Raw genomic sequence first — 22,583 nt, 5'->3', positions numbered from 1 at the left:
CTGCTGCTTCCTACCGCTCCCCTATTATCCTTGCTTTTGCTGTTTCCATGTACTCCATATAAATTCACAAAATGTTGCAGAACAGTCTACAGCAAGACGAGCATGCCTTGCTTCTAACCCTTTAAACCCATCTCCTTTTCCATGACCACTTCCATATACATTTCGAATTTCAGCGATTTTCGTAACGATGCCACGCAAATTTCCACAAATTGCTTTTAATTGCGAACTCACAGGACTATTACCATCTATCGTCTTGGGAGTTAATTTTAATAAATCTAAGGTCTTATTCGTTAAAATCGATAAGTCCCATTTCTTATCATAGTCTACATGCATTTCAGATAGAATTGTTTTACAGCAAGATTCTATAAGTTCTTTCGATTTTCCTATTGCATCCGTAGGATTTGATTGTATTTCACTTATCATCAAATCTATTTCATTCTTTAAATATGCACTGGTAAATAAATTCTTTTTGATTAAATCTGATTGAGCTATACAGCTTGTTCTTATTTTATTATGCTCTATTAATAATTTTTTACATTTAAAATATAAATTTCTATATCCTTTATTAAATTCTACTCCAAAAGCATGAACTCCAGGCACATAATCATCTGCCCCTAACTCTGGGTTATATTCCTGCTCATATTTTTGCTCATAATATTCTAAGAAATCCGTTACCAATTTCCACTTTTCGTTTTTCTTAACACCTGGATCATACAAGTATTCTCTCAATGATTTGCCTTTTGATAATTTATATTTTGCTTGAATTGCCGTTCCTACACATTTGGCAGTAAATGTATCGAATCTGGCATTACTAAAATCAAGAACATATCCATCGCGATTAAATAACCCAATAAATAAGTCGAATTTATTTTCATTGTTTGTCATGATAATCCTCACTTTTAGAACCCTATTAAAGCCTATCTGGTTTAGCCAATTAGAGCCAATCTGAAATTGCCATTTTCATTCCAACCAAACAGCCACATCCTATTTTTCATTACTCTTGCTTCTTTTAGAACTGAAGGTTTTAGACGCATTCATTTTAAAAAATTTCCTGGGAATTTAAAAATGTCTTTTTAACACTGTCTCCTATTCTCTTTTCTAAGCTTCTCTTCTTTTTTACTCAATAATTTGCATCACATCATCAGGACGAATTCCTGCCTTTTCAAACATCTTTGTCAGATTATCAAAATATTTCATCCCATTATATTGCTTATAATCACAAAGTTTAACGATTATTACCCTTGATTTTGCTCTTGTTACAGCAACGTAATGATTGCAAATACTATCATTATCATCTAACTGATAGTCGTTCGCAAAAACAATTACCTGATCAAATTCAAGTCCTTTTGAAGAATGAAATGTTATAGAAACATGTTGCAATTCGTCCATTTTAAATGCTGCATGATATTCTTCATCATTAATTGTAGCTATCAATTTTTTTATATTATTTTCTGAACTAGTGTATCCGAAATAAGCTGCAATGTTTTCTACTTCTTGAATTACATCTCCATAAAGCTTATTATTCAATGCTTTCTCTATAAAATTTAACTTTTCCTTAAGATATTGTTTGATTTTTCTATCACCAACAGATTCTTCTGGTATTTCGTCCATAAAATCATAAATAGAATATTCTTTTAGGATAAAATACTGCGCAATTGCATTATATAACCAAGAAACATCTGTTGTAATATCCGAAATCGGAGTTCTTGGTATATATGTAAATGGAGTTCCCATTTGACTTAGTTCTTCTGCACCTATTTGAGCATTTCTATTACTAAATCGCAGCAAAGCACATGTCTTATTCAAATCTAAATGGTCACAGACTTTCCCAACCCAATTATACGAATTTGCGTTAACAAGCAAAATAGCACTTTTATCGCTACAAGGCGTATATAGACTTCGGGTTTCATCCGTCAGCAGATTGGAATAATTTTGTATTTGTTGGCAGGATCTATAGTTATCTCTTAATACTTTTTTCTGGAAATCGTCCATCAAAAAAATACTCCTAAAAGCCTCCGGATATGCTCCCCGCCAAATATAAATAGATTGTTTGGGGTCCCCTAAGACAAATAAATCTATCTTAAGTGTTTTACAGATATACATAAAAAATTCATGCATCATCTGGTCACAGTCTTGATACTCATCAACATAAATTTTGATATATTTCGCTTTTAAAAAGAGTCTGCATGCTGCTGATTGTTTTACTATTCTCAGGGCAAGGTCAAATACAAAATTCTTTTCGTTGTCAGCATAAGAACAAATTGTTTTATACTCTGAAAGGTAAGCTAGGCCCTCTTCAAACGTATTTTTCTTTATAGAGTAGTCCGTATTTATGTCACCTTTGAATTCATCGCCATATACATCCTTAGCAAATGGTTTTATGATTTCTTCGATAACAAAGCTATTATTTGTTCCAATAAAGTGATCAGAGCTATCTATTTTCAATCTTTCTTTTATTTCTTTTGCCGCTTTCACTGTAAAGGTAATTGCAGCAATCACCTTATGCGTATGGTTGTCTTCAATTTCCTTCTCTATCTTGGCAACCATTGTATGCGTTTTACCTGTCCCTGCGCTTGCGCTCACAATCATATTGCCATGCGTATCTACAATTTCCTGTTGGATTTCCGATAAACTCATTTCAGAATTTCCTCCAAACATGCAAAATTATAATGATGGAAAATTTTCTCACAATCTTCGTTTGTCAGCTTCTCTACAAGCTTTATCATATTATATTTCTTATGCCCTTTAAGATATGCTATGATATCTCCATCTGCTTCCGGTAAATACTGAACCATATTATCATGGAGGACTTCATCCAAATCTTCTTCCAAGCTTACTCTTGATAAATAGATATGGTGATTTTTCCTGATATCATCTAATTTTTCTTTGTTCAAATCATATAGATTTCTTCTACTTTCAATACCATCTTCATCAACAGGATCTACGGGCAACAGCTCTTCGCCAATCATGGTATTAATTCTAGAAAATCCGATTGGTTTATACTTATTTTTATTTCCTGATTTTCGCAGATCATTATCTGTTTTAACTACGTACGGTATTTGTAGTTCCTTAAGAAGTTTTACATAAGGACTAAAATCAATTCCATTTACTGCCAATATATATACACCCATAATTGGGTATTTTGGCTCTTTTTCATCTAATACTTTTTCGAAAAGGACTTCCTCTGAAGGGCCTTCAACCAGTAAAACTTTGTCCGCAAAAATTGCTTCAACAAGTCCTTTATTTAATTGTTTCTTTAACTTTTCGAATCCTTCCGGTACTGTATAAAATGAACTAGCTGAATCGACTTTTGTATCATTGAATATTCTCACCAAATTTACTTTATCCATTTCTGCTAAGATATATGAGGAATGAGTAGTCATGAAAGTATATTTATATTTTTTCCCAACAAAAATTTCATGGGACAGTGCTATTTGTATTGCTCTATGAAGATGGTTTTCCGGTTCTTCAATAAGAAAAAGGTTTATTTTGGTTTCATCTTTTTCTCTTGCCAATATATTGTAAATTGCATAAACCAATAATTTTTTCCGTCCCTCTCCTGAAGTTGGGTAGAGTTCTTCACTCCCTGCAACCTTTATATAAGGGACAACATTCGAATATAATCCATTAACAGCCAGTTCTGATTTTATAGTAACTTCGATATCATCACCACGAAAATTACCATAAATTGGAGTCACTTCTTTCTCAAAATTCTTTATCCCAGATAATGATGATATTTTGTTATTTAGCGTTTTAATTCCTTCATTGATTTCATTTAATGTATCTCGATCCTGATCTTCATCGTTTTTCAGTAGTATTGCGGTATTCTTCTTGAATAACCCATATAAATTAACGTAAGCATCTATATATATGACATTAAACACACTATCAATATCGAAAGTATAGCCTTTCGCTCTTATTGGCTCTAATTGGGTAACATCTCCGCCCCATGATAGTTCTATATTTGCGCTCATATCTTTAGAATCATATTGTGCTTTTAATTGGATAAAAACAGTGTTTTGACCGCTTCTCAAGGCGCCTTTAACTTTTGCCCGCAGTTTTTCACTATCTGGATCATTTATATCACTGATATCGATGCTAACCGTAATTTCAATAGGCTTATTTGTATGTTTTTTATAGAAATCCGTGTCAATAAGATTCCTTTTTCGAATTTCTCTATCGAATAAATACCTTAGAGCATAGAGAAAGTTGGTTTTTCCCACATCGTTCATCCCAAAGAACACATTTTTATTGTCTAGTTTAACAGTAATATTATCGAAATTTCGGAAATTTTTAATAGTAATCGAATCGAATTTCATGAATTACACCTTCCTTTTTTCTATTACAATAAATGGCCAAACCAAGTGCACAAAACCTTAAATGATAAGATTGCTAAGCCTTCGTTTAAATATATCCTGCCAATGCATCTGTAAAATCTGCTATTTATAAATGAGCCGTTAGGTAAATGGTCATTTGTATTTTTGTTTGTAATAAAAATATATCTCCGTTCATTATATCACGAGAAAACGTCCTTCTGTGGACAATCCGGTATATTGTTAGTATTTATGTCATTAAAGAAAAATGCCACCGCCCATCACAGTAATGGCATTTTTCCTTTTCAACCTCTCCAGAACAAATCCCTGATATCTCCCTTCTTCCTCGAACTCTCCAAATAAGGAACAACCCATTCAACACTATTATTGCAGCTTTCAGAATTAAACCCCACCTGATTTAATTATTTGGCCGTTTTCCCTCAACTTTCCATGGTTAAACTGTCCCATCACCTTAGCACAACTTAAATCATTGTACTTTCTTTATTCGCATTTCAATTTCAGTATCACTCTCGTTCCAAGGAGTAATATATTTCACTTTCACTAGACAATTCGCCAGTTTCCTATTATCAGGTGTATTGGGAAGTTTTACTAGCTTTCTTGCCTCACGTTGAGCCAACTTCTCAAAAGCAGGATTCTGATCTTTTAGCTGTTGGAAAATATCTTGGAAATCATTGGCTGTTAGCAATTCAGCATACTGGTACAATAACTTAATTCTTAGTTCTTGATTGACTTGATCAGCTTGATCAATTTGATTCCACATCTCATGAAATTGCTCTCTATCAATTTTTAACTTCAGCTCAATTATCTTTACTGCAATTTTTAAATCAATAGTACCTGCATCTATTGATGCAATCAATTTATTTTTATTTTCAGTACTGATTTTATCTTGACAAATCAAGTTTAAAATTAAATTTTGATATTCCAAAAGATAATCTACCCATGCACTGCCTTTAGAAATTTTGCTAAAGAACAAATCTTGATGAGCGATAATAAATTTAGCCACTATTTCTTCATCATCAAAATTATCATGCAGTAAATATAAGTTATCTAACGTAAATGGGATAACACCTTTTTCTAACAAAACTTTAACTTTATCCTTGGGAACTCCCTTAATAATATCTTCTGCATCTGTAAAGACTAAGCCAAGGTTTATTTTTTTCAACAAAGAAGCATCAACCAAATCTGACTTAATGAATTGAATAACGAATTTCAAATTATCATCTTCATTATCCAATTTGTCTAACTTTGCACAATTTACACCAACAAAAGAAACCAGATTTTTAGTGACTCCAAAGTATTTCCAGTAGACTAGAACATTATTCCAGGAAGCTGCGACTTTATTTTCTTCCAAGATAAGATCCCAAATTGCCTTTACGGAATCTTTATGTTTTTCCATCTGTTCAATATTACAATCTGCCAAATCGTTAAACTTTATTTTCTCCTCGTGCCTGATAACATCACAGCAAAGTTCCTTATTCTCAATAGTCTTAGTTAATAACCCAACAACCGCTTTATTACTTTCTTGGGTATTTTCTTTTGCTAGAGTAACTTTTCTTACGTATTCTTCAATATTCTCATCTATGTATTCCAGTACGGGGCCTATATCTGAAGCTAAGATTACCGTATAATTTTCTTTCAATGCTGCATTTTCCTTTTGTGGAAACTTCCAGGAAATAATCTGATTCAGCATATATGGATTCAGAAGATACATTCGTTGCTGTATGATATGATCTACCAGCTTTTCTCTGACCCCATTCAACTCGGTTTGGCTAAATTGAATTTGCAGCTGATCTATTAAATCAATCAATTTTTCTTCATCAACATCATGAAGCTTCTGTAAAATATCATGAGTTTCTCTAAAATACGTGCTTAATGAACCAGATTTATCCATGAGACAAAGATCATCAACATTAGCATCATCAATTAGTAACTTCAAGTAAAATATCTTACGCTGCTCTAATAACGAGGATTCAAAAATATAATTCCACATGTTCGGCCAATAATGTGCTAAATATTTTATAAAAAGAGCTTGTGATGAAGTATTCTCAACAAATTCATCTATAAAATTCCATCTGTTCTTATCATCTCTCCCCAATTGTTTCATAAATTCTTCAATCTTCTCTTTGTAGGATTCTACGTGCAGGAGCATTTCATTAAGTAAATCAAAATTATACACTGCCGGATAGTCAAAATCTCCAAGCTTTAATTTTTTAATGACTTGAGAGATTTTGGCCAATCTGTAGTTAAAAGGCAAAGATTCCCTATTCTTCACCGACAAAATGAAATTTCTATCGTCATAAGTTGTACTGTTTGCCTGGAAATAGTTGATATAAGAGGCATATGTCTCATCCAAATAACCATTACGCAGCAAAAATACCAACAGTTTATTTTCCTTGATTTTTTCAGGAAAAACATCATTTTCTTCACTGTCTAAAAGCTCTTTCATTGTCATATTACGGCATTTTTTTATTTTCTCACGTGCAACATTGATTTCAAGTTTAAGTTCTTCTATCTTTCCATCATACTTATAATGACGCTGCCATACTGGATAATACTTTTCAACTTTTTCATAAAGAGAATTTTGTGAAAGTTCACCTTGATAATAATGTATTTCACATCTATTAATATTTTTTAATTCCCTCAAATCAAAATTTGCATTCATGATCTCTTTAAAATCAAATGATGAAGAATCAGACGAGGTTTCATTATCTTTCCATGAGAAGACGTAAATCTTCGTAGCAATTCCCTTCCAATCTGTAAAATCAGCAAGCATTGCACTTTTAATCGCATTTACACTTTTCAACTCATCATTTTTTAAATTTTTAAATGTTACTTCTTCTTTTTCAAGCAAATCATTTAACTCTTGTATTTTTTTCTTAATGATTTTTTCTTTTTCTGAAAAGGCTTCCTTTACTATCCCTTTCTCATCCTGTAAATCGGAAAAGTCAGATGGATATATATTTTTAAATGCGATAATCGAAAACAATTTCTTTTTCTCTAAATACAATCCAGTCCTATTGATAATTTGATCTTTATAAATCTCATATTCATTAAAAATATTTTGAAGCACACGCATATCATCAATATACGGAGCAATATCATCAATAAAATCTTCATCAAAAAATTTTCCATAATTGCGCTCTGTTACCCATTGGCGAATCACTTCCCCTGAATTCGTAGCATTAATAATAGGAATCACCGGTAAAATAAATTCAAAGAATTTAGTACGGTCTTCTTTTTCAAAAATATCATCTTTAACAGCATACACAAACCGAATCGGCTGTTCTAAAACATCGCATTGGTTCAACATATTATTAAGAGACCTTAGGTGCACAAACAATCTGTTATTTTGCAGACGATCGAGGTCTTCAAAAAATATAGTAGTATATTGGGTACTCTCAAAAAAATAAATAATTTCATCCATATTTTTATCAAATACGGACTCTTCATCATTTCCTGTTTCTGCTTGAATTGAACCTTGAATGGTTACTCTTTTCAGATGAAAAGATATTACTATCCATTTTACTATTTTTTTTACTAAACAGATTCCTGCTAAAATAAGGCCAATAAAGGTAACAAAGGAAAATATGTTAATTAGATTTTTGCATAAAACGGGAAAAATACGGTAATATCCATAATAAATTGATTTGGTTAAATAATTAAATTTTTGAGGCCAAAAAAAGTAAATACAGAAAAAGAGAAAAATAAATACACTCACAATATTAAAGAAAATGTCCTCATCTTTTACTATACGGATTCGATGAAAACGGCTTTGTGGTATTTTTAAAGGATCCACTTTATAAAAAAGTTGCTTTAAAATACTTTTTTCAATCTCATCAATATCGAGTCTGATAGTCTTATCTTCAGTAGAATTCTTATCTTGATTCTCCTGTAACTTATCGATAAAGCTTGCCAAAGATATGGTCAATGTATTTTTTCTTATGTTGTCATATTGTTTCAAAAAAGAAAGTAAAATACTGCTTTTACCGGCTCCATATGGCCCGGTTAATGCAATATTTTTAATTGAGGAATCATTAAAAGCCCAATTTAAAGCCTGAATATAGACATCATCCTGTGATAAAGTATTTATAGGGGCAAGATTATTATATTTGTTCTTGTAATCTTTTTTCATTTCATTTTGTTCAATTTCTTTCATAGCTTTTTTCAAGGCCATATTATCCCTCCTAGCTGTGCAATATTGTCATTGTACAATCTGTCCAATTAATATTTGATATTTTATAGCGATATGGAATTCTAATTCTTACAACTTCCAGAGCCATTGGTTCAAAATATAATAAGGACTACCGGTTTTATTTTCCTACTTGCCTAATTAAATTTATGTAAGTATTATATCATAGCTAAAATTAGATCTGTGGGAAATCCTGTGTATTGTCAATATCCCTATTACAAAAAGGGAATGCCACCGCTCATCCCAGCGGTGGCATTCCCTTTTCCTCAATCTCTCCCAAACAAATCCCTGGTATAAACCTTCTCTCTTACATCATCTAGGCAGCGATCATAGCGGTTAGCGATGATACTATGGCTTTTAGACTTGAACTGATCCAAATCATTGACCACTTCACTGCCAAAAAAGGTCGTCCCATCTTCCAGTGTTGGTTCGTAGATAATAATTTGAGCCCCTTTAGCCTTGATTCGTTTCATGACACCCTGAATGGAACTTTGGCGAAAATTATCGGAGTTGGATTTCATAGTCAACCGATAGATACCTATGGTTATAGTCTGTTCTTTTTTCGGATCATACTTGCTGTTGTCGTGATAATATCCTGCCATTTCCAAGACCCGATCTGCAATGAAATCTTTCCGAGTCCTGTTGGAATCGACGATAGCCTTGATGATTGTTTCGGGAACGTTAGCATAATTGGCCAGCAGTTGCTTGGTATCTTTGGGAAGGCAGTATCCGCCGTAACCAAAAGAAGGATTGTTGTAAAACTCTCCAATCCGGGGATCCAAGCAGACACCATCGATGATTTCCTGGGTACTCAACCCTTTTACTTCTGCATAGGTATCCAGTTCATTAAAATAAGACACCCGCATGGCCAGGTAGGTATTAGCAAACAGCTTCACAGCCTCGGCTTCAGTGAATCCCATAAAGCGAGTTGGAATATCTTTTTTGATGGCCCCTTCCTGTAGCATACCAGCAAAGGTGTGAGCAGCTTGTACCAGTTTCTCATCATCTGAATCCGTTCCTACAATAATACGGCTGGGATAGAGATTATCATAGAGTGCTTTGCTTTCCCGCAGGAATTCAGGACTGAAAAGGATATTTTTCGTTCCCATCTTCTCCCGGATCTGTTTTGTGTATCCCACCGGAACGGTAGATTTAATGACCATAATGGCATTCGGGTTGGATTCTTTTACCAGCTTAATAACAGCTTCTACAGAAGAAGTATCAAAAGAATTCTTCTGAGGATCGTAGTTAGTAGGGGTTGCAATGATAACAAAGTTTGCATTCTTGTATGCCCCGGCTGCATCCGTAGTAGCTGTCATATCCAGCTCTTTCTCAGCCAGATATTTTTCAATATATTCATCCTGGATAGGAGATTTCCGGTGATTTACCAGTTCCACTTTTTCCGGAACGATATCCACTGCAGTTACATGATGATGCTGTGCCAAAAGGGTTGCCAAGGACAGACCTACATAGCCTGTGCCGGCTACTGCGATATTTATTTTAGACATTCTTTATTTCTTCTCCTTATCAATTTTATTCTTAACCTGTAAGTCCATTATTTTAACTCAATTGTGCTTCATAGTTTTCAAGTCTAATAATTGTCCCAATTTGAAATCCCACTCTTTGGGATAAAAAGGAGCAAAACCACTCTCGTGATAAAAAGTTAACTCTCCAAAATAAATTTCTCCATCTATATCATAAAAATCGACCCTCACCTCTGGGATATCCGCAGAAAGTTGCTTTGCTAAATTCTTCATCTCATCAAATTTCGCAGGACGTTTAATCTTCTTATTTCCGCAACTGGGATGGACCCATTCAAAAGGCAGGTGATTGAAATTCATATCAAAGTAATCGAATGACAAAGCATTTTTCTGTCTATCCATGCATATACACAATACTTTAGGTTCACCATTGATGCAAAGCCACTTATAATCAGTCGGATTTAAATCAACCAATTTCTCCGCGATAATTCTTGGCTTTACATTTTTATATGGCCATTCCCTGCCGGACCAATAATAATTTCTGGCAAGCCTACGTTCCAGTTTCTTTTTGGCAGCATCTTTATCCCAATGATTCTTATCCTTAACCAAAACCACACTACCGCTGTCATGAGTACATTTCAGGACAAACGAAGTAGGGAACTGTGAAAAGTCAATATCATCAAAATGTTCCCATACTCCCAATGTAGGAATAATATATTTTTCTCCAAGAAGTTTACTTACATATTTTTTAGCCTCATATTTATCTACCATAACAGTATATATGTCTTTCCGATCATGGAGTTTCAACCATTGCATTTTTTCATTTAAAGTTTTAGGATGTTTTAAATCTGGTTCATAGCCATGAAAAGCTTTGAAAGCTCTTTTTAAATACTCTTCATCAGAAACATCTCTATTCATCCCTAATCGACTGGTATTTATCACCAAACGATAATTACTGTCTGAAATATATCTTATTAACTTCTTGATAATATCCATAACAAATCACCAACTTCTTACCTACTATTCTTTCCTCTTAATTTTAATTTATCCATCATTTTTGAAAATGATTCTATCAAGAGCAACGCCATTTTATCCTTTGATATTATTAAAACCATCCCATATAATAATCCACCAGCCAAAATTTGTACTAAAGTTGTTGTATGAGCTGCAGGCATTACTTTTGCTAAATATAATACCAACAGCAACATGGGAAGAGATTTCCATAAATATTTAAAAGAATCAAGGATACTATCTAACAACGAGGTTCTTTGAAGCAAAACTTTATACTGGATAATTAGGATAACCCCATAAGCACAAATTGTAGCAATGGCAGCCCCTACTTCAGCATATCGAGGAATTAAAACAATATTGACTAAAACATTTACCAATGCTGCTATGACATATGACAATGTGAGTACCCGTGTCTGGCCAGTGGCCACCAAATACTGATCCCCTGAGATACCTACCATAGATGCGAAAATGATTAACGGAGCCAAAGCCCAAATAACTGGGATAACAGGCAAAAATTCTATTCCCAAGAACCAAGGAATCAAGTTAGAAGCAATCCCCATAATTCCAAGCATCATAGGAAAAGCCAGCATTGAAGAAAATTGAATCGTTTTTGAAAGATATTCCTTAATATTATCTACATTGTGACTGGCAAACTGATTAGCCAGCCGGGGCATCATAACCGTACTCAATACCGTTATAAAGGAAAGAGGAATTTTTATGATTTTTTCTGCTTGATCATAATAAGCCACGGAAGCAGGCGAAATAAAATATTCCAATAAAATTTTATCTGCAGAAAGATAAACCAAAATTGCCATCTGCGGCCAGAACAGTTCGAGAGATCTCTTTGCATGAAAAATAATACGGGAGAAAGAAACCTTCACAAAATGAATATTAAAATATTTCCAAAGCTGAGGAATTGCCAGTAATGAGGCTATAAATGTCATAGAAGACAACAGCCAGATATATTTCACATAATCTTCCTGTGATTTCACTATTACAAAAATACCGATAACATTCGCTGCCTTAGCAAAAAAATTTCTTGCTACTGCTTTCCCCATATCTTCCATACCAATAAAAAACCAGCATGGATCTATAAACCAAGCTGCTATATATACGGTCATAATTAACATAAGATATGGATAAGATGCTAATCTAATATAAAATGTATAGATTATCAGTGTTAAAAGTCCTAATATTAAGCGAAGCTCTAAGATTTCATAAAATGTTTTTTCCAATTTTACAGGGGAATCTTTAACATAAGCTATTTCTCTAATAGCATAATTTTGCGTACCTAACAAACCCACAGTACCAAAAGCAGTAGCAATGGTCAGCACGTAATTAGAAATACCAAGTCTCTCTGCTCCTAAGACTCTAGTTAAATAAGGAGCCATAACCAGCGGAGCAACAAATACTAATATCTGGTATAGCACATTATATATATAATTTTTAACCAGTTTTCCCATAATACTTGTCAGCTCCTGCTGATAGAGACATGCTGAATCTGTTGTGCTAATATATCTGATATCAATTTATACCCACCCTCTTTGGGATGAAAATGGTCATAATTATAGTAAGCTTCCCATCCAGATTCCTTCACACCCTTTTCAAGAGGGCTATATAAATCAACAAACATACAGTGATATTTTACTGCTATTGCCGAAATTTCACTATTAAAAATCTTATACTGTTTTAGACTGCCAGGAAATACTGCATCATCAATAAAAACAGTAGAACATGCTACTACCTGACATTCTCTCATTAAGAGTTGTCGGCAAACAAACCCATATGTTTCTTGAAACAATTCCTTTCCAACCCATTGTTCAGCACCGTCAAACTTATAGATAAGAAAACTAAAGAATCTACGCAAACTATTATCTATTTTTTGCCCTATCTTTTTTAGAATTGAATGAGAATAAAAAGGCCGTGGCATGAGCATACCATTTTTCTGAAATCGACCAGGGATATGAGGAAAAATAGTACCTTTTCTATTAGGTCGTATTTGAGCATCCACATTTCCATAAAGGATGACTACGTAGTCGGGCTTCTTTGCTATAATTTTATCTAAAATCTGCTTAGCGTATAAAATTGTTGTCCCTGTTAAAGCCATATTTTCAACACTATAAGAGGAGCCCAATCTATCCTGAAGAGCTTGAGTAAAGTTTATTTTCTTGCTCCCCAGTCCTTGCGTAATACTATCCCCAAGTAGAATTATTTTTTTCATTTTTTACATAAGACCCCTCTGGATTTCTTTAACTGCTGTCTTATAATATCTTTCCCAAGTATACTCCAATGCTTTTTTCCTTGCAGCATTCCCCATGGATTGGATTTTTTCTGGATGATCAATGAACCATTTCACAGCATTTTGTATAGCTTCAGAAGATTGTATCGGTATGATTATCCCTTCCGCAAAATTTTGAATAAGATCAGCTACTCCACTGTTTTCAGAAATAACGAGAGGCAGCCCTACTGTAGCGGCCTCCAAAACAGACAAGCCAAATCCGTCCCCAAGAGATGGAAATATAAAAATATCAGCTTTCTGTAGTAACTTTGGAATTTCCGAATGCAAAACCATGCCTGTAAAACGAACCCGATTTACATAAGGCTGTATATCCTTATCTTTGGGATTAAATGCACCGACTACAGTAAGCTCTGCTTCCTTTTTAGGAATGTTTTGAAACGCTTCCAACAAATAGGATATTCCCTTTAATTCTTTAACACCGCCCACATAAATAAAGCGGAGTGGCCGATATTTTATCTTATCTGCATCATCATATTTTTTTTGAGGAAACTGAGAAACATCGACACCATAGGGACAGTAGAGCATCTGACTTTCTTCAGCTCCAGAATATTTTAAAGACGTAGATACAAACTTTGAGGGTACAAGGAACTTTTGAGCAGCTGCTATTTCACGTTCTGCCCTATCCATAATAACAGGATTCCAGCATCTTGACATCTCATTTTTTAAACGTTTCGCAAAAGCTGGGGTCATCAACAAATCTTTATCGTAAATTCTCCGCATATATAGAGGATTAGCAGCAGATACATCTAAAATTCTTAAAATCTGGGGAGCCCGATTCTTTAATATTTCAAAAAGCAGCGGAGAGCAGTCGTCGTAGGTAACAACTGCATCTACATGATGTGTTATTGCATAAGATGCTACCTTTTTGGCAAAGTGGTCCGCTGTATCATATTTTAATTTGTTGTAAAAGCGAAAGAAAAAAGGGATATTAAGAGCCAGTAATTTAAGAAGACCTTCTATTTCACAAAATTGTATGACCTCATTATTCTCCAGTTCGCTTGTCCTTCTGCCTTCAGCCTTTTTCTTAAATTTTCCTTTAAGCAAAGCAGCTACGAAACGTGTAAAAGATTTAGGCTTGTAATAAACTGTAGTAATATAAGAGTCCAATAAATTTTTTTGTTTTAAAGCCGCTGCAAGTCTGTATGAATGTTGTTGAGCTGGATGACAAACGATAATTTTCAAAATTTAGAACTCCTTTCTTCTATTACTCGAAAGCAACCAGCATACACCCATTGGCAAAAGACCAAACAATAGCGTATATACTGCATTTGAAAAAGATCGGGTAGTCAATTGAAAACAAAACGGCCACAAACAAGCATATAAGATAAGAGCTGGTTCACTTTCCATTCTATATAATTTTCTAATTTTCGACATAACTACACCATAAAGAAACATCAAAATCAATGTACCAACAATACCAAATTCACTGTAGAAAATCCCTATATTAGGGTAAGCATTTCCGTTATCCATTGCTTCCTGCCCCATTGCATCGTATACTACTTCGCGTTCCGGTGCATCAGGCTTATCAGGCCAAAGAGCTCTTGGAACAATCAGAGCTGCTGTGTATCCAATCATTCCCCGCCCATATAGATAATCATATTGCTCAGGAAATGCATTCACAATTCCATAGTAGACTTTATAGGTAGAAAAATCACTATCAAGAACAGACATATAAGTTTTTACAGAAAATAAATTATCAGCTAAACTTTCCCTGAAATCATGACCTTGAGAAATATCCTGCCGGGCAATTTGTAAAACAGCAAATAAAGAAATAGCTACTGCAAAAGATGCACATATCGTTCTAACTGTGGGAGATTTTTTTTGTTTCAAATACCATAAAATAACTGGTGCTGCCAGCATATCAATCATAAGCATACGCCCACCGCGCATAAACAAAAAAACAAATGTAAATAAAAAGGTTGTAGTTTTTAAGAACGCATTTTTACTGTAATTTAATATCATAATTTCTGATACTATCATTGTCGGGATAAGCATCAATAAAAATAGAAGGCCGCCGCTTGATGAATTAACGATGATATCATCCTGCCCCACCGATCCCATTGATAAAATAAAATTCCAAGAAAACCCTCGACTGATTTGCCCTGCCATAGCACCAGCAAATGAAACTATCCAACACACAAAAGCAATTAAGGACATTTTATTTGAATTCAATCGTTCAATTCTCTTAAAAAACGTAGATTTTCTGTTCTTAACAGCACTCCCAAAATAACCGCAGCAAAAAAACAGATAGGATATCATAAATATCAATGTACCTTTTATGCAGCCACTTGAAGTATCCACTCCACTCTTATATACATTGAGATTCGTATAATCGTATAACGGATAGATGATTAAAATCATCATGTACAAGAAAGAAATTATCGTAAATGGTTCAAAGAATTTTACTTTTCCACTGCTCCAAAATAAGAATGTGACTCCACCAATAAGAATATATGCTAAAAGTAAAATTCCATAATTTATGAAATATATATCAGGTATATCCAACCATAAATAAAAGAATATGGCTCCCAGTAAACCATAAATTAATAAGAGACCTGCAAGGTTTCTTTTTATAGAAATATTCATATGGTATCCTCATACTTGCACTAACATTTGACATTAACAAGTTTTTTTAATTTTGTATAGAAGATGCGTCTTCTTTCATTCAACTTGTCATACTCATAATTTCGAGCTTTATTTACATTTGTTTGACTCATTTGGCTCATTTCCTCAGGATGTTTTATCAATCGCTCAACTGCCATCGTAAAGCCCTCTACATCCATTGGATTAAACATATAACGAGACGGCAACAATTCAGGTATCCCATTCACTGGAGTAGATAAACAGGGTAATCCGACTGCCATAGCTTCTATTATCGCCCGTGGCAATCCTTCTGCTTTTGTTGGAAAAATAAACAAATCTGCTTCAAGTAATTTACTTCTCACTTCATCAGATGAACTCAAAAAGCCGGTAAACTGGACTTTATCACCAATACCTAGACTCTCTGCCATCTGTTCCAAAACTTTACGTCGATCACCATCTCCAATAAAAGTAATGTTGGCATCAATTCCATCATCAAAAAGTTTCTTTATCACTTTAATAACAATATCGTGGCCTTTAACATCATTATTCATATTGTTAGCAGTGTGAATTAATCTGATTTTATTATGCATCGCGCCATAAATTCTAGGCTTCGCAAAAAAATTGTTTTTTAAAATGATTGAAGAATAATGACTTTCAAAATATCTTGCTGTTTGATGATGTTGGAGATGGGCTTTAGATGGGTAGTCCTTTTGCAATGCAAACTGAGTTACATAAGAAACGCCATTAGATTTTAAGCAAGCTTTTCGCAAGAAGAAAGATAACACCCTAGCAATTAATGGTCTTTCTGCATAAGCATTTTGAGGATCTGCTACAACTTCAATCGCATAAGGCTTTGATATCCATCTATAAAACAGTTCTACAAAAGTTGCTGACAAAGATGGTAACCGTATAATAGCACAATCACTTTTGAGAGAAGCTTCTATAGCCGAAATTAAAAAAGCCAAAAAATGAACAATATATCCCTTAGAGCCTCGTACCATAGGCATCCCTTTAAAATTTACATGTGGACCATCTGACCTCAGCCAACCTTTTACATCATCATAAGTGGCATTGCCTAACCGTGAGATAATTGTAATATCCTCAAATACAGCAAGATACCGTGTCCAAAAATCATAGCCGTATATCGTTTTACACCAGACTTTACCATCTGGAGTACGATACAATCTTGCATCCGCTGCAATTAAAACATTCATGTTAAAACCCCTATCAAATTTATAATAATCCTATTTTATCTCACGTTATGTTAGTGGTTCCCCATAGTTAATCACAATTTTCCTTAATAGGTCACCAGAACAAACAATTATAAAGCTCAAAATATATTACAGATTTACAAATCAACAAATTACTTTCTCCACACCATCCGATTCACAATCCCTGTATAACTCTGGATGATCTTCACTACTTTGTTGGACACATTTTCATCCAGGTAATCAGGGACTGGTTTACCATAATCTCCGTTCCGGTTCATCTCCACAGCCGTTTTTACTGCCTGGAGCAGGGATTTTTCGTCGATGCCGGCCAGGATGAAGCAGCCTTTTTCCATGGCTTCCGGGCGTTCCGTAGAGGTCCGGATACAGATGGCCGGAAAAGGATGGCCCACGGATGTAAAGAAGCTGCTTTCTTCCGGAAGGGTCCCGGAATCAGAGACCACGGCAAAGGCATTCATCTGGAGGCAGTTGTAATCGTGGAATCCCAGCGGCTCATGCTGGATGACCCGGGAATCCAGCTGGAAATGGGACTGCTCCAGTCTTTTCCTGCTTCTTGGATGGCAGGAATACAGTACGGGCATATCGTAGGTTTCTGCCATTTTATTGATGGCGGTGAATAACGAAGTGAAGTTCTTTTCCGTATCGATATTCTCTTCCCGATGGGCAGAGAGCAGGATATACTTTCCTTTTTCCAGATGGAGACGCTGGTGGATGTCACTGGCTTCGATCTGAGACAGGTTGGCATGGAGGACTTCCGCCATGGGAGAGCCAGTTACATAGGTCCGTTCTTTGGGCAGGCCACATTCGGCCAGATATCTCCGGGCGTGTTCGGAATAAGCCATGTTCACGTCGGAAATGATGTCCACGATCCGGCGGTTGGTTTCTTCCGGCAGGCACTCATCCTTGCACCGGTTTCCGGCTTCCATATGGAAAATGGGAATATGCAGCCGTTTGGCCCCGATTACAGCCAGGCAGCTGTTGGTGTCCCCCAGCACTAGTACGGCATCCGGCTGGATGGCAGCCATCAGTTCATAAGACCGGGCAATGATGTTCCCCATGGTGGCTCCCAGATTGTCTCCTACGGCATTCAAATACACTTCCGGTGCCGCCAGACCCAGGTCATGGAAGAAAACCCCATTGAGGTTGTAATCATAATTCTGGCCGGTATGGGCCAGGAGAGTATCAAAATAGGTCCGGCATTTCTTGATCACGGCGGACAGCCGGATGATTTCCGGCCGTGTCCCTACAATGATCAGCAGTTTCAGTTTGCCATTTTCTTTCCAATGGATATTTTCAAACATCGCTTCCCTTGCCCCCTATTTTACGACTTTCTCTGAAAAAGTATCCGGATGTTCCGGATCAAAAATTTCATTGGCCCACATGACGGTGACCAGGTTTTCCGTTTTTGACAGATTGATGATGTTGTGGGTATAACCGGGCAACATATAGACTGCCTGGAGATGGTCGCCATCCACCTCATATTCCAGGATTTCATCCGCCCCGATTTTCCGTTCCTGGATCAGCCCATGACCGGAAACTACAATGAAAATTTCCCATTTGGAATTGTGCCAGTGTTCACCTTTGGTGATCCCCGGTTTGCTGATATTCACCGAAATCTGGCCATGGTCCAGGGTCTTGATCAGTTCAGTAAAGCTTCCCCGGGCATCCTGGTGCATTTCCAGAGGCACAGCAGCTTTTTCTTTGGGCAGATAGGAAAGATACATGGAAAACAGTTTCTTTTCCAAAGAGCCTTTCGGGATGGACGGCATCAGGAGCGTCCGAGGCTGGTCCTGGAACGTATGCAGCAGGTCCACAATCCGTCCAAGGGTGGCTCGATGGGTCACTGGCACCCCACAGTATTTCCCTGCCGGGGTGAAACAGGGAGTCATGCCATCATAGGTTTTCCCTGCTATCACAGTACCTTTTTCCGGATAGTCACAATGGTGGGCTTTTCCTTCCAACGCCATTGCCATTTCCTCCATCAAATCATCTATGAAGAGCAATTCCAGTTCCGTCTGGGGATTATCCACCCGAATGGGCAGGTCCCGGGCTATATTATAACAAAAAGTGCCTACGGCACTGTTGTAATTGGGTCTGATCCACTTGCCTGCCAAATTGGGAAACCGATACACATAGACCGTTGCTCCCGTTTCTCTTGCATAAGAAAAAAACAGCTCTTCCCCGGCCTTTTTGCTCAATCCATATTCACTGGTTCCAAACCGTCCCTGGAGAGTCGCCTGGATGGAACTGGAAAGCATCACCGGACAGGCGTTGTGGTGTTTTTTCAAAGTATCCAGCAGGATGGAAGCAAAGTCAAAATTTCCCTTTTGGAATTCTTCTTTGTTTTGAGGGCGATTTACGCCGGCCAGATGGAAAACAAAATCACATTTCCGGCAGAAGGCATCCAGGTCATCCAGGGTATTGGACCGGTCAAATTCGTAGATTTCATTGATGTGCAGTGTTGGATGGGTACGGTTTTTCCCGTCCCTGATGTTTTTCAGATTTTCCACCAGGTTTTTCCCCACAAACCCGGCAGCCCCGGTAACCAGAATGTTCATGTGCCTGCTTTCCTCCTTTTCTTTTTACAAAAGAGTATGGCCGTTTTCCACAACTCCGTCATCTGGCACTTTCACTTCATTGCTGATGGTGAGAGTGCTGCCGATATGGGCCCGTCTGCCTACAACGGCCAAAGAACGGACCACTGTATTGGTATAAATCAAGGCATAATCTTTCACTTCACTATCATGATGGATTTCCACTCCTGGGTTGAGGATAACTCCATTGCCCACCCTTGTCCCATTCTGGATCACTGCATTATTCAAAAAGATGCAACCCTGCCCAATCTGGGCATAGGGACTTACGTATACAGAGGAAAGGATGATATTGGGAAAGGCATAGCCGACCCGAGCCGCTTCCTGGTAAATCCGCTCCCGCAGAGGATTGTTCCCGATGGTTACCACCAGTTTATCATATTCCGGATAGAATTTTTCCAGGTCTTTGACCGTACCAATAACAGGGACGCCGCAGACAATGGTCCCACTGGGTTTCCCATCATCCAGAAAGGCACAGTCATAGATTTTACCCGCATGTTCCGAAACCACACGGCCCAGGCCCCCGGCCCCTACCAGCAGCAGTTTCTCTTTCATGACTTTTCCCTTCTCCCTTACAGATTCTCTTTATGTTCCCGGTTCTGCAGCTCATCCTGGACATAATCGGTGGTCAGCAGCTTCTTCACAGTGCCTTCCACATCCAGACGGCGTGTATTGTGGCTGGTGTAGGCTTCATCAGCCATGGTGTGCACCTCACCTTTGACCACAAACTGATCATAGTTCAGATCCCGGCTGTCAGCCATCACTCGGAAGTAATTGCCCATATCCTCTGCCCGGAGTCTTTCTTCCCGGGTCATGAGGGTTTCATACAGTTTTTCTCCATGCCGGGTCCCGATGATGTGAGTACCCGTATCTCCAAAAAGCTGTTGGACCGCTTTCCCCAAGTCCCCAATGGTACTGGCATCAGCCTTCTGGATGAACAAGTCCCCTGGATTGGCATGCTGAAAAGCAAACTTCACCAGATCCACCGCTTCGTCCAGGTTCATCAGGAATCGGGTCATATCTGGGTTGGTGATAGTAATGGGATGATTGTTTTTAATTTGTTCAATGAACAGGGGAATAACAGATCCTCGGGAGCACATTACATTCCCATAGCGGGTACAGCAGATGACCGTACCGCCCCGTTCCGCTGCCACCCGGGCATTAGCATAGATGACATGTTCCATCATGGCTTTGGAAATCCCCATGGCATTGATAGGATAGGCTGCCTTGTCAGTGGAAAGGCATACTACCCGCTTCACACCGGCATTGATGGCTGCATGGAGCACATTATCCGTACCGATGATATTGGTCTGGACAGCCTGCATGGGAAAGAATTCGCAGGACGGGACCTGTTTCAAGGCTGCCGCATGGAAAATATAATCCACCCCAGGCATGGCATCTTCCACAGAGCGGAGATCCCGCACATTTCCCACATAGAATTTGACTTTCCCCGCCTGTTCCGGATACTGTGCCTGAAGCTCATGGCGCATATCATCCTGTTTTTTTTCATCCCGGGAAAAAATCCGAATCTCGCCAATATCCGTTGTTAAGAAATGCTTTAAAACGGTATGGCCAAAGGACCCTGTACCGCCTGTAATCATCAGTGTTGCGCCATTAAATTCCGACATCCGTCGTACCTTCTTTCATTATTCCAGCAGCTTTTGAACCATCTCATAATATTTTTCCAGTCCAATCTGCATTTGGTATTTTTCATTATACAATTTCTCTGCATTCTTTCCCATTTGAGCAATCTGATCAGGCTTTTTCTGCAATTCTTTTACCATTTCAGCCAATCTATCGCTGTCGCCGATTTCTACAAAGCAGCCAATTTCTTCCTGTTCCACTTCCTTTGCCAGATAGGAATCTTTTTCCACAATGGCAATAACAGGATGACCACCCTGGAGATAACTGTAATATTTACTAGGAGCACATGTCCCCATCAAGCCATTTTCCAAGCTCACAACACTGACAGAGCTAATGGAAACTGCCTGTTCAAAATCCCTGCCCACTAAAAAATCAAGGACTTTTACATTAGGTGATTCATGGACAATCTCACTGACCTGCTCTTTTTTACTGCCATGTCCTACAATCAGGTATTGAATTTGGGGATTATCTTTGGTTTTCCGAATCGCCCCCAAAAGAGTTTCCATATCCTGACAGATACCCATATTGCCGAAATAAGAAACCACAAACTGCCCTTCCTTATACCCAAAGCGATGATAGGCTTCTGCTGAAGGGGCTATCTTCTTTTCATGAGCCCAATTGGCAATGGTGCAGATTCGAGATGAATCCAGCTGGGGACGATGTTGAAGCATAAAATTCTTCATTTCATCCGTCAGTGCCACTACCATAGAGACCCTGGCATAAAGGGAGGCATTAATCCATTTCATGACTCTGTCAATCAGGCTCCCTGGCTGCAGGCTTTTGGAAGCATAGGCCACTTCAGGATATACATCATAGGATACAAAAGCTATTTTTGTGTGAAACAGTAGATTGGCAATAACGGATATACAAGGAAGAACAGGAGGATTGGAGTAAACCAAGACTACCTTATAGTCTTTTATATAGAATAAATTTCCTAATGCACCCATCGTAAAGGAAAAATAATTGATTAATCTACCCAAAATGGACCGTCTAGAAAGTTCTATATATTTAATCCGTTTAATGGAAATACCCTTTACCGTCTCCTGTAGAGGAACATTGACTGCTTCCGTATATTCTTTGGGATATCCGCACAGCGCCCCTGTCTGCAAGCCCTGTTCTGCAAAATAGGCGGCAGTATCAAAAGGAAGGGTTGCAGAGGAATTATGCTCCGGATAAAAAAACTGGCATAAAAATAAAACGTCTTTTTTATCCATAAATAAAC

At 37.2% G+C, this 22,583-nt stretch carries 16 protein-coding genes; all 16 read right to left on the bottom strand.

What is annotated here, in order from left to right; genetic code table 11:
- Window positions 1-24: 24 nt before the first annotated feature.
- The 16 genes from ACTQY5_RS09315 to ACTQY5_RS09240 all read right to left on the bottom strand — a co-directional run bounded on the left by ACTQY5_RS09315 (window position 25) and on the right by ACTQY5_RS09240 (window position 22,575).
- A complete protein-coding gene (locus ACTQY5_RS09315) occupies window positions 25-885 on the bottom strand; it encodes an abortive infection family protein (protein WP_074739810.1) in 861 nt (286 codons plus the stop codon).
- 231 nt (window positions 886-1,116) lie between these two features.
- Complete coding sequence (locus ACTQY5_RS09310) at window positions 1,117-2,637, bottom strand: UvrD-helicase domain-containing protein (protein WP_441369117.1); 1,521 nt, start codon at window positions 2,635-2,637, stop codon at window positions 1,117-1,119.
- Window positions 2,634-4,319: an ATP-dependent nuclease gene (locus tag ACTQY5_RS09305; RefSeq protein ID WP_074739812.1), complete on the bottom strand. Its 1,686-nt coding sequence runs from the start codon at window positions 4,317-4,319 to the stop codon at window positions 2,634-2,636. The genes ACTQY5_RS09310 and ACTQY5_RS09305 overlap by 4 nt, the downstream gene beginning before the upstream one ends.
- A gap of 481 nt (window positions 4,320-4,800) precedes the next feature.
- Entirely contained in the window at window positions 4,801-8,508 is a 3,708-nt protein-coding gene (locus tag ACTQY5_RS09300) for a YobI family P-loop NTPase (protein ID WP_441369116.1), read from the bottom strand.
- A gap of 281 nt (window positions 8,509-8,789) precedes the next feature.
- Complete coding sequence (locus ACTQY5_RS09295) at window positions 8,790-10,031, bottom strand: nucleotide sugar dehydrogenase (RefSeq protein ID WP_441369115.1); 1,242 nt, start codon at window positions 10,029-10,031, stop codon at window positions 8,790-8,792.
- 57 nt (window positions 10,032-10,088) lie between these two features.
- A complete protein-coding gene (locus ACTQY5_RS09290; protein ID WP_292297931.1) occupies window positions 10,089-11,000 on the bottom strand; it encodes an ATP-grasp fold amidoligase family protein in 912 nt (303 codons plus the stop codon).
- Window positions 11,001-11,017: 17 nt separating this feature from the next.
- A complete protein-coding gene (locus ACTQY5_RS09285; RefSeq protein WP_441369114.1) occupies window positions 11,018-12,478 on the bottom strand; it encodes a flippase in 1,461 nt (486 codons plus the stop codon).
- An 8-nt stretch (window positions 12,479-12,486) separates the two neighbouring features.
- Window positions 12,487-13,236 carry an SGNH/GDSL hydrolase family protein gene (locus ACTQY5_RS09280; protein WP_292297933.1) on the bottom strand — a complete coding sequence of 250 codons (750 nt, stop codon included), beginning with the start codon at window positions 13,234-13,236 and terminating at the stop codon, window positions 12,487-12,489.
- A 3-nt stretch (window positions 13,237-13,239) separates the two neighbouring features.
- Window positions 13,240-14,496, bottom strand: coding sequence for a glycosyltransferase family 4 protein (locus tag ACTQY5_RS09275; protein WP_441369113.1), 1,257 nt, complete (start codon window positions 14,494-14,496; stop codon window positions 13,240-13,242).
- A 3-nt stretch (window positions 14,497-14,499) separates the two neighbouring features.
- Entirely contained in the window at window positions 14,500-15,900 is a 1,401-nt protein-coding gene (locus ACTQY5_RS09270) for an O-antigen polymerase (RefSeq protein WP_441369112.1), read from the bottom strand.
- Between the two features lie 20 nt (window positions 15,901-15,920).
- Entirely contained in the window at window positions 15,921-17,111 is a 1,191-nt protein-coding gene (locus ACTQY5_RS09265) for a glycosyltransferase (protein ID WP_441369111.1), read from the bottom strand.
- A 149-nt stretch (window positions 17,112-17,260) separates the two neighbouring features.
- Window positions 17,261-18,427 (bottom strand): non-hydrolyzing UDP-N-acetylglucosamine 2-epimerase, encoded by a 1,167-nt coding sequence (gene wecB / locus ACTQY5_RS09260; RefSeq protein WP_441369110.1) that lies wholly within the window; start codon window positions 18,425-18,427, stop codon window positions 17,261-17,263.
- Window positions 18,428-18,442: 15 nt separating this feature from the next.
- Window positions 18,443-19,684 carry a polysaccharide biosynthesis C-terminal domain-containing protein gene (locus tag ACTQY5_RS09255; RefSeq protein WP_441369109.1) on the bottom strand — a complete coding sequence of 414 codons (1,242 nt, stop codon included), beginning with the start codon at window positions 19,682-19,684 and terminating at the stop codon, window positions 18,443-18,445.
- A gap of 24 nt (window positions 19,685-19,708) precedes the next feature.
- Window positions 19,709-20,272, bottom strand: coding sequence for a PglD-related sugar-binding protein (locus tag ACTQY5_RS09250; RefSeq protein WP_292297940.1), 564 nt, complete (start codon window positions 20,270-20,272; stop codon window positions 19,709-19,711).
- 17 nt (window positions 20,273-20,289) lie between these two features.
- Complete coding sequence (locus ACTQY5_RS09245) at window positions 20,290-21,345, bottom strand: polysaccharide biosynthesis protein (RefSeq protein ID WP_441369108.1); 1,056 nt, start codon at window positions 21,343-21,345, stop codon at window positions 20,290-20,292.
- A gap of 18 nt (window positions 21,346-21,363) precedes the next feature.
- Window positions 21,364-22,575 (bottom strand): glycosyltransferase family 4 protein, encoded by a 1,212-nt coding sequence (locus tag ACTQY5_RS09240; protein ID WP_441369107.1) that lies wholly within the window; start codon window positions 22,573-22,575, stop codon window positions 21,364-21,366.
- Window positions 22,576-22,583 lie beyond the last annotated feature (8 nt).

The organism is Acidaminococcus sp. HCP3S3_H5 (assembly GCF_052122235.1).
Classification (GTDB): Bacteria; Bacillota; Negativicutes; order Acidaminococcales; family Acidaminococcaceae; genus Acidaminococcus.
The sequence above is the reverse complement of the archived record's forward strand: the minus strand, read 5'-3'. Positions and strand labels throughout refer to the sequence as shown.

Bases quoted from the DNA above. Each gene is read 5' to 3' on its own strand.
- ACTQY5_RS09315 (WP_074739810.1), bottom strand. From the start codon at position 885: ATGACAAACAATGAAAATAAATTCGACTTATTTATTGGGTTATTTAAT.
- ACTQY5_RS09310 (WP_441369117.1), bottom strand. From the start codon at position 2,637: ATGAGTTTATCGGAAATCCAACAGGAAATTGTAGATACGCATGGCAAT.
- ACTQY5_RS09305 (WP_074739812.1), bottom strand. From the start codon at position 4,319: ATGAAATTCGATTCGATTACTATTAAAAATTTCCGAAATTTCGATAAT.
- ACTQY5_RS09300 (WP_441369116.1), bottom strand. From the start codon at position 8,508: ATGGCCTTGAAAAAAGCTATGAAAGAAATTGAACAAAATGAAATGAAA.
- ACTQY5_RS09295 (WP_441369115.1), bottom strand. From the start codon at position 10,031: ATGTCTAAAATAAATATCGCAGTAGCCGGCACAGGCTATGTAGGTCTG.
- ACTQY5_RS09290 (WP_292297931.1), bottom strand. From the start codon at position 11,000: ATGGATATTATCAAGAAGTTAATAAGATATATTTCAGACAGTAATTAT.
- ACTQY5_RS09285 (WP_441369114.1), bottom strand. From the start codon at position 12,478: ATGGGAAAACTGGTTAAAAATTATATATATAATGTGCTATACCAGATA.
- ACTQY5_RS09280 (WP_292297933.1), bottom strand. From the start codon at position 13,236: ATGAAAAAAATAATTCTACTTGGGGATAGTATTACGCAAGGACTGGGG.
- ACTQY5_RS09270 (WP_441369112.1), bottom strand. From the start codon at position 15,900: ATGAATATTTCTATAAAAAGAAACCTTGCAGGTCTCTTATTAATTTAT.
- ACTQY5_RS09265 (WP_441369111.1), bottom strand. From the start codon at position 17,111: ATGAATGTTTTAATTGCAGCGGATGCAAGATTGTATCGTACTCCAGAT.
- wecB (WP_441369110.1), bottom strand. From the start codon at position 18,427: ATGTTTGAAAATATCCATTGGAAAGAAAATGGCAAACTGAAACTGCTG.
- ACTQY5_RS09255 (WP_441369109.1), bottom strand. From the start codon at position 19,684: ATGAACATTCTGGTTACCGGGGCTGCCGGGTTTGTGGGGAAAAACCTG.
- ACTQY5_RS09250 (WP_292297940.1), bottom strand. From the start codon at position 20,272: ATGAAAGAGAAACTGCTGCTGGTAGGGGCCGGGGGCCTGGGCCGTGTG.
- ACTQY5_RS09245 (WP_441369108.1), bottom strand. From the start codon at position 21,345: ATGTCGGAATTTAATGGCGCAACACTGATGATTACAGGCGGTACAGGG.
- ACTQY5_RS09240 (WP_441369107.1), bottom strand. From the start codon at position 22,575: ATGGATAAAAAAGACGTTTTATTTTTATGCCAGTTTTTTTATCCGGAG.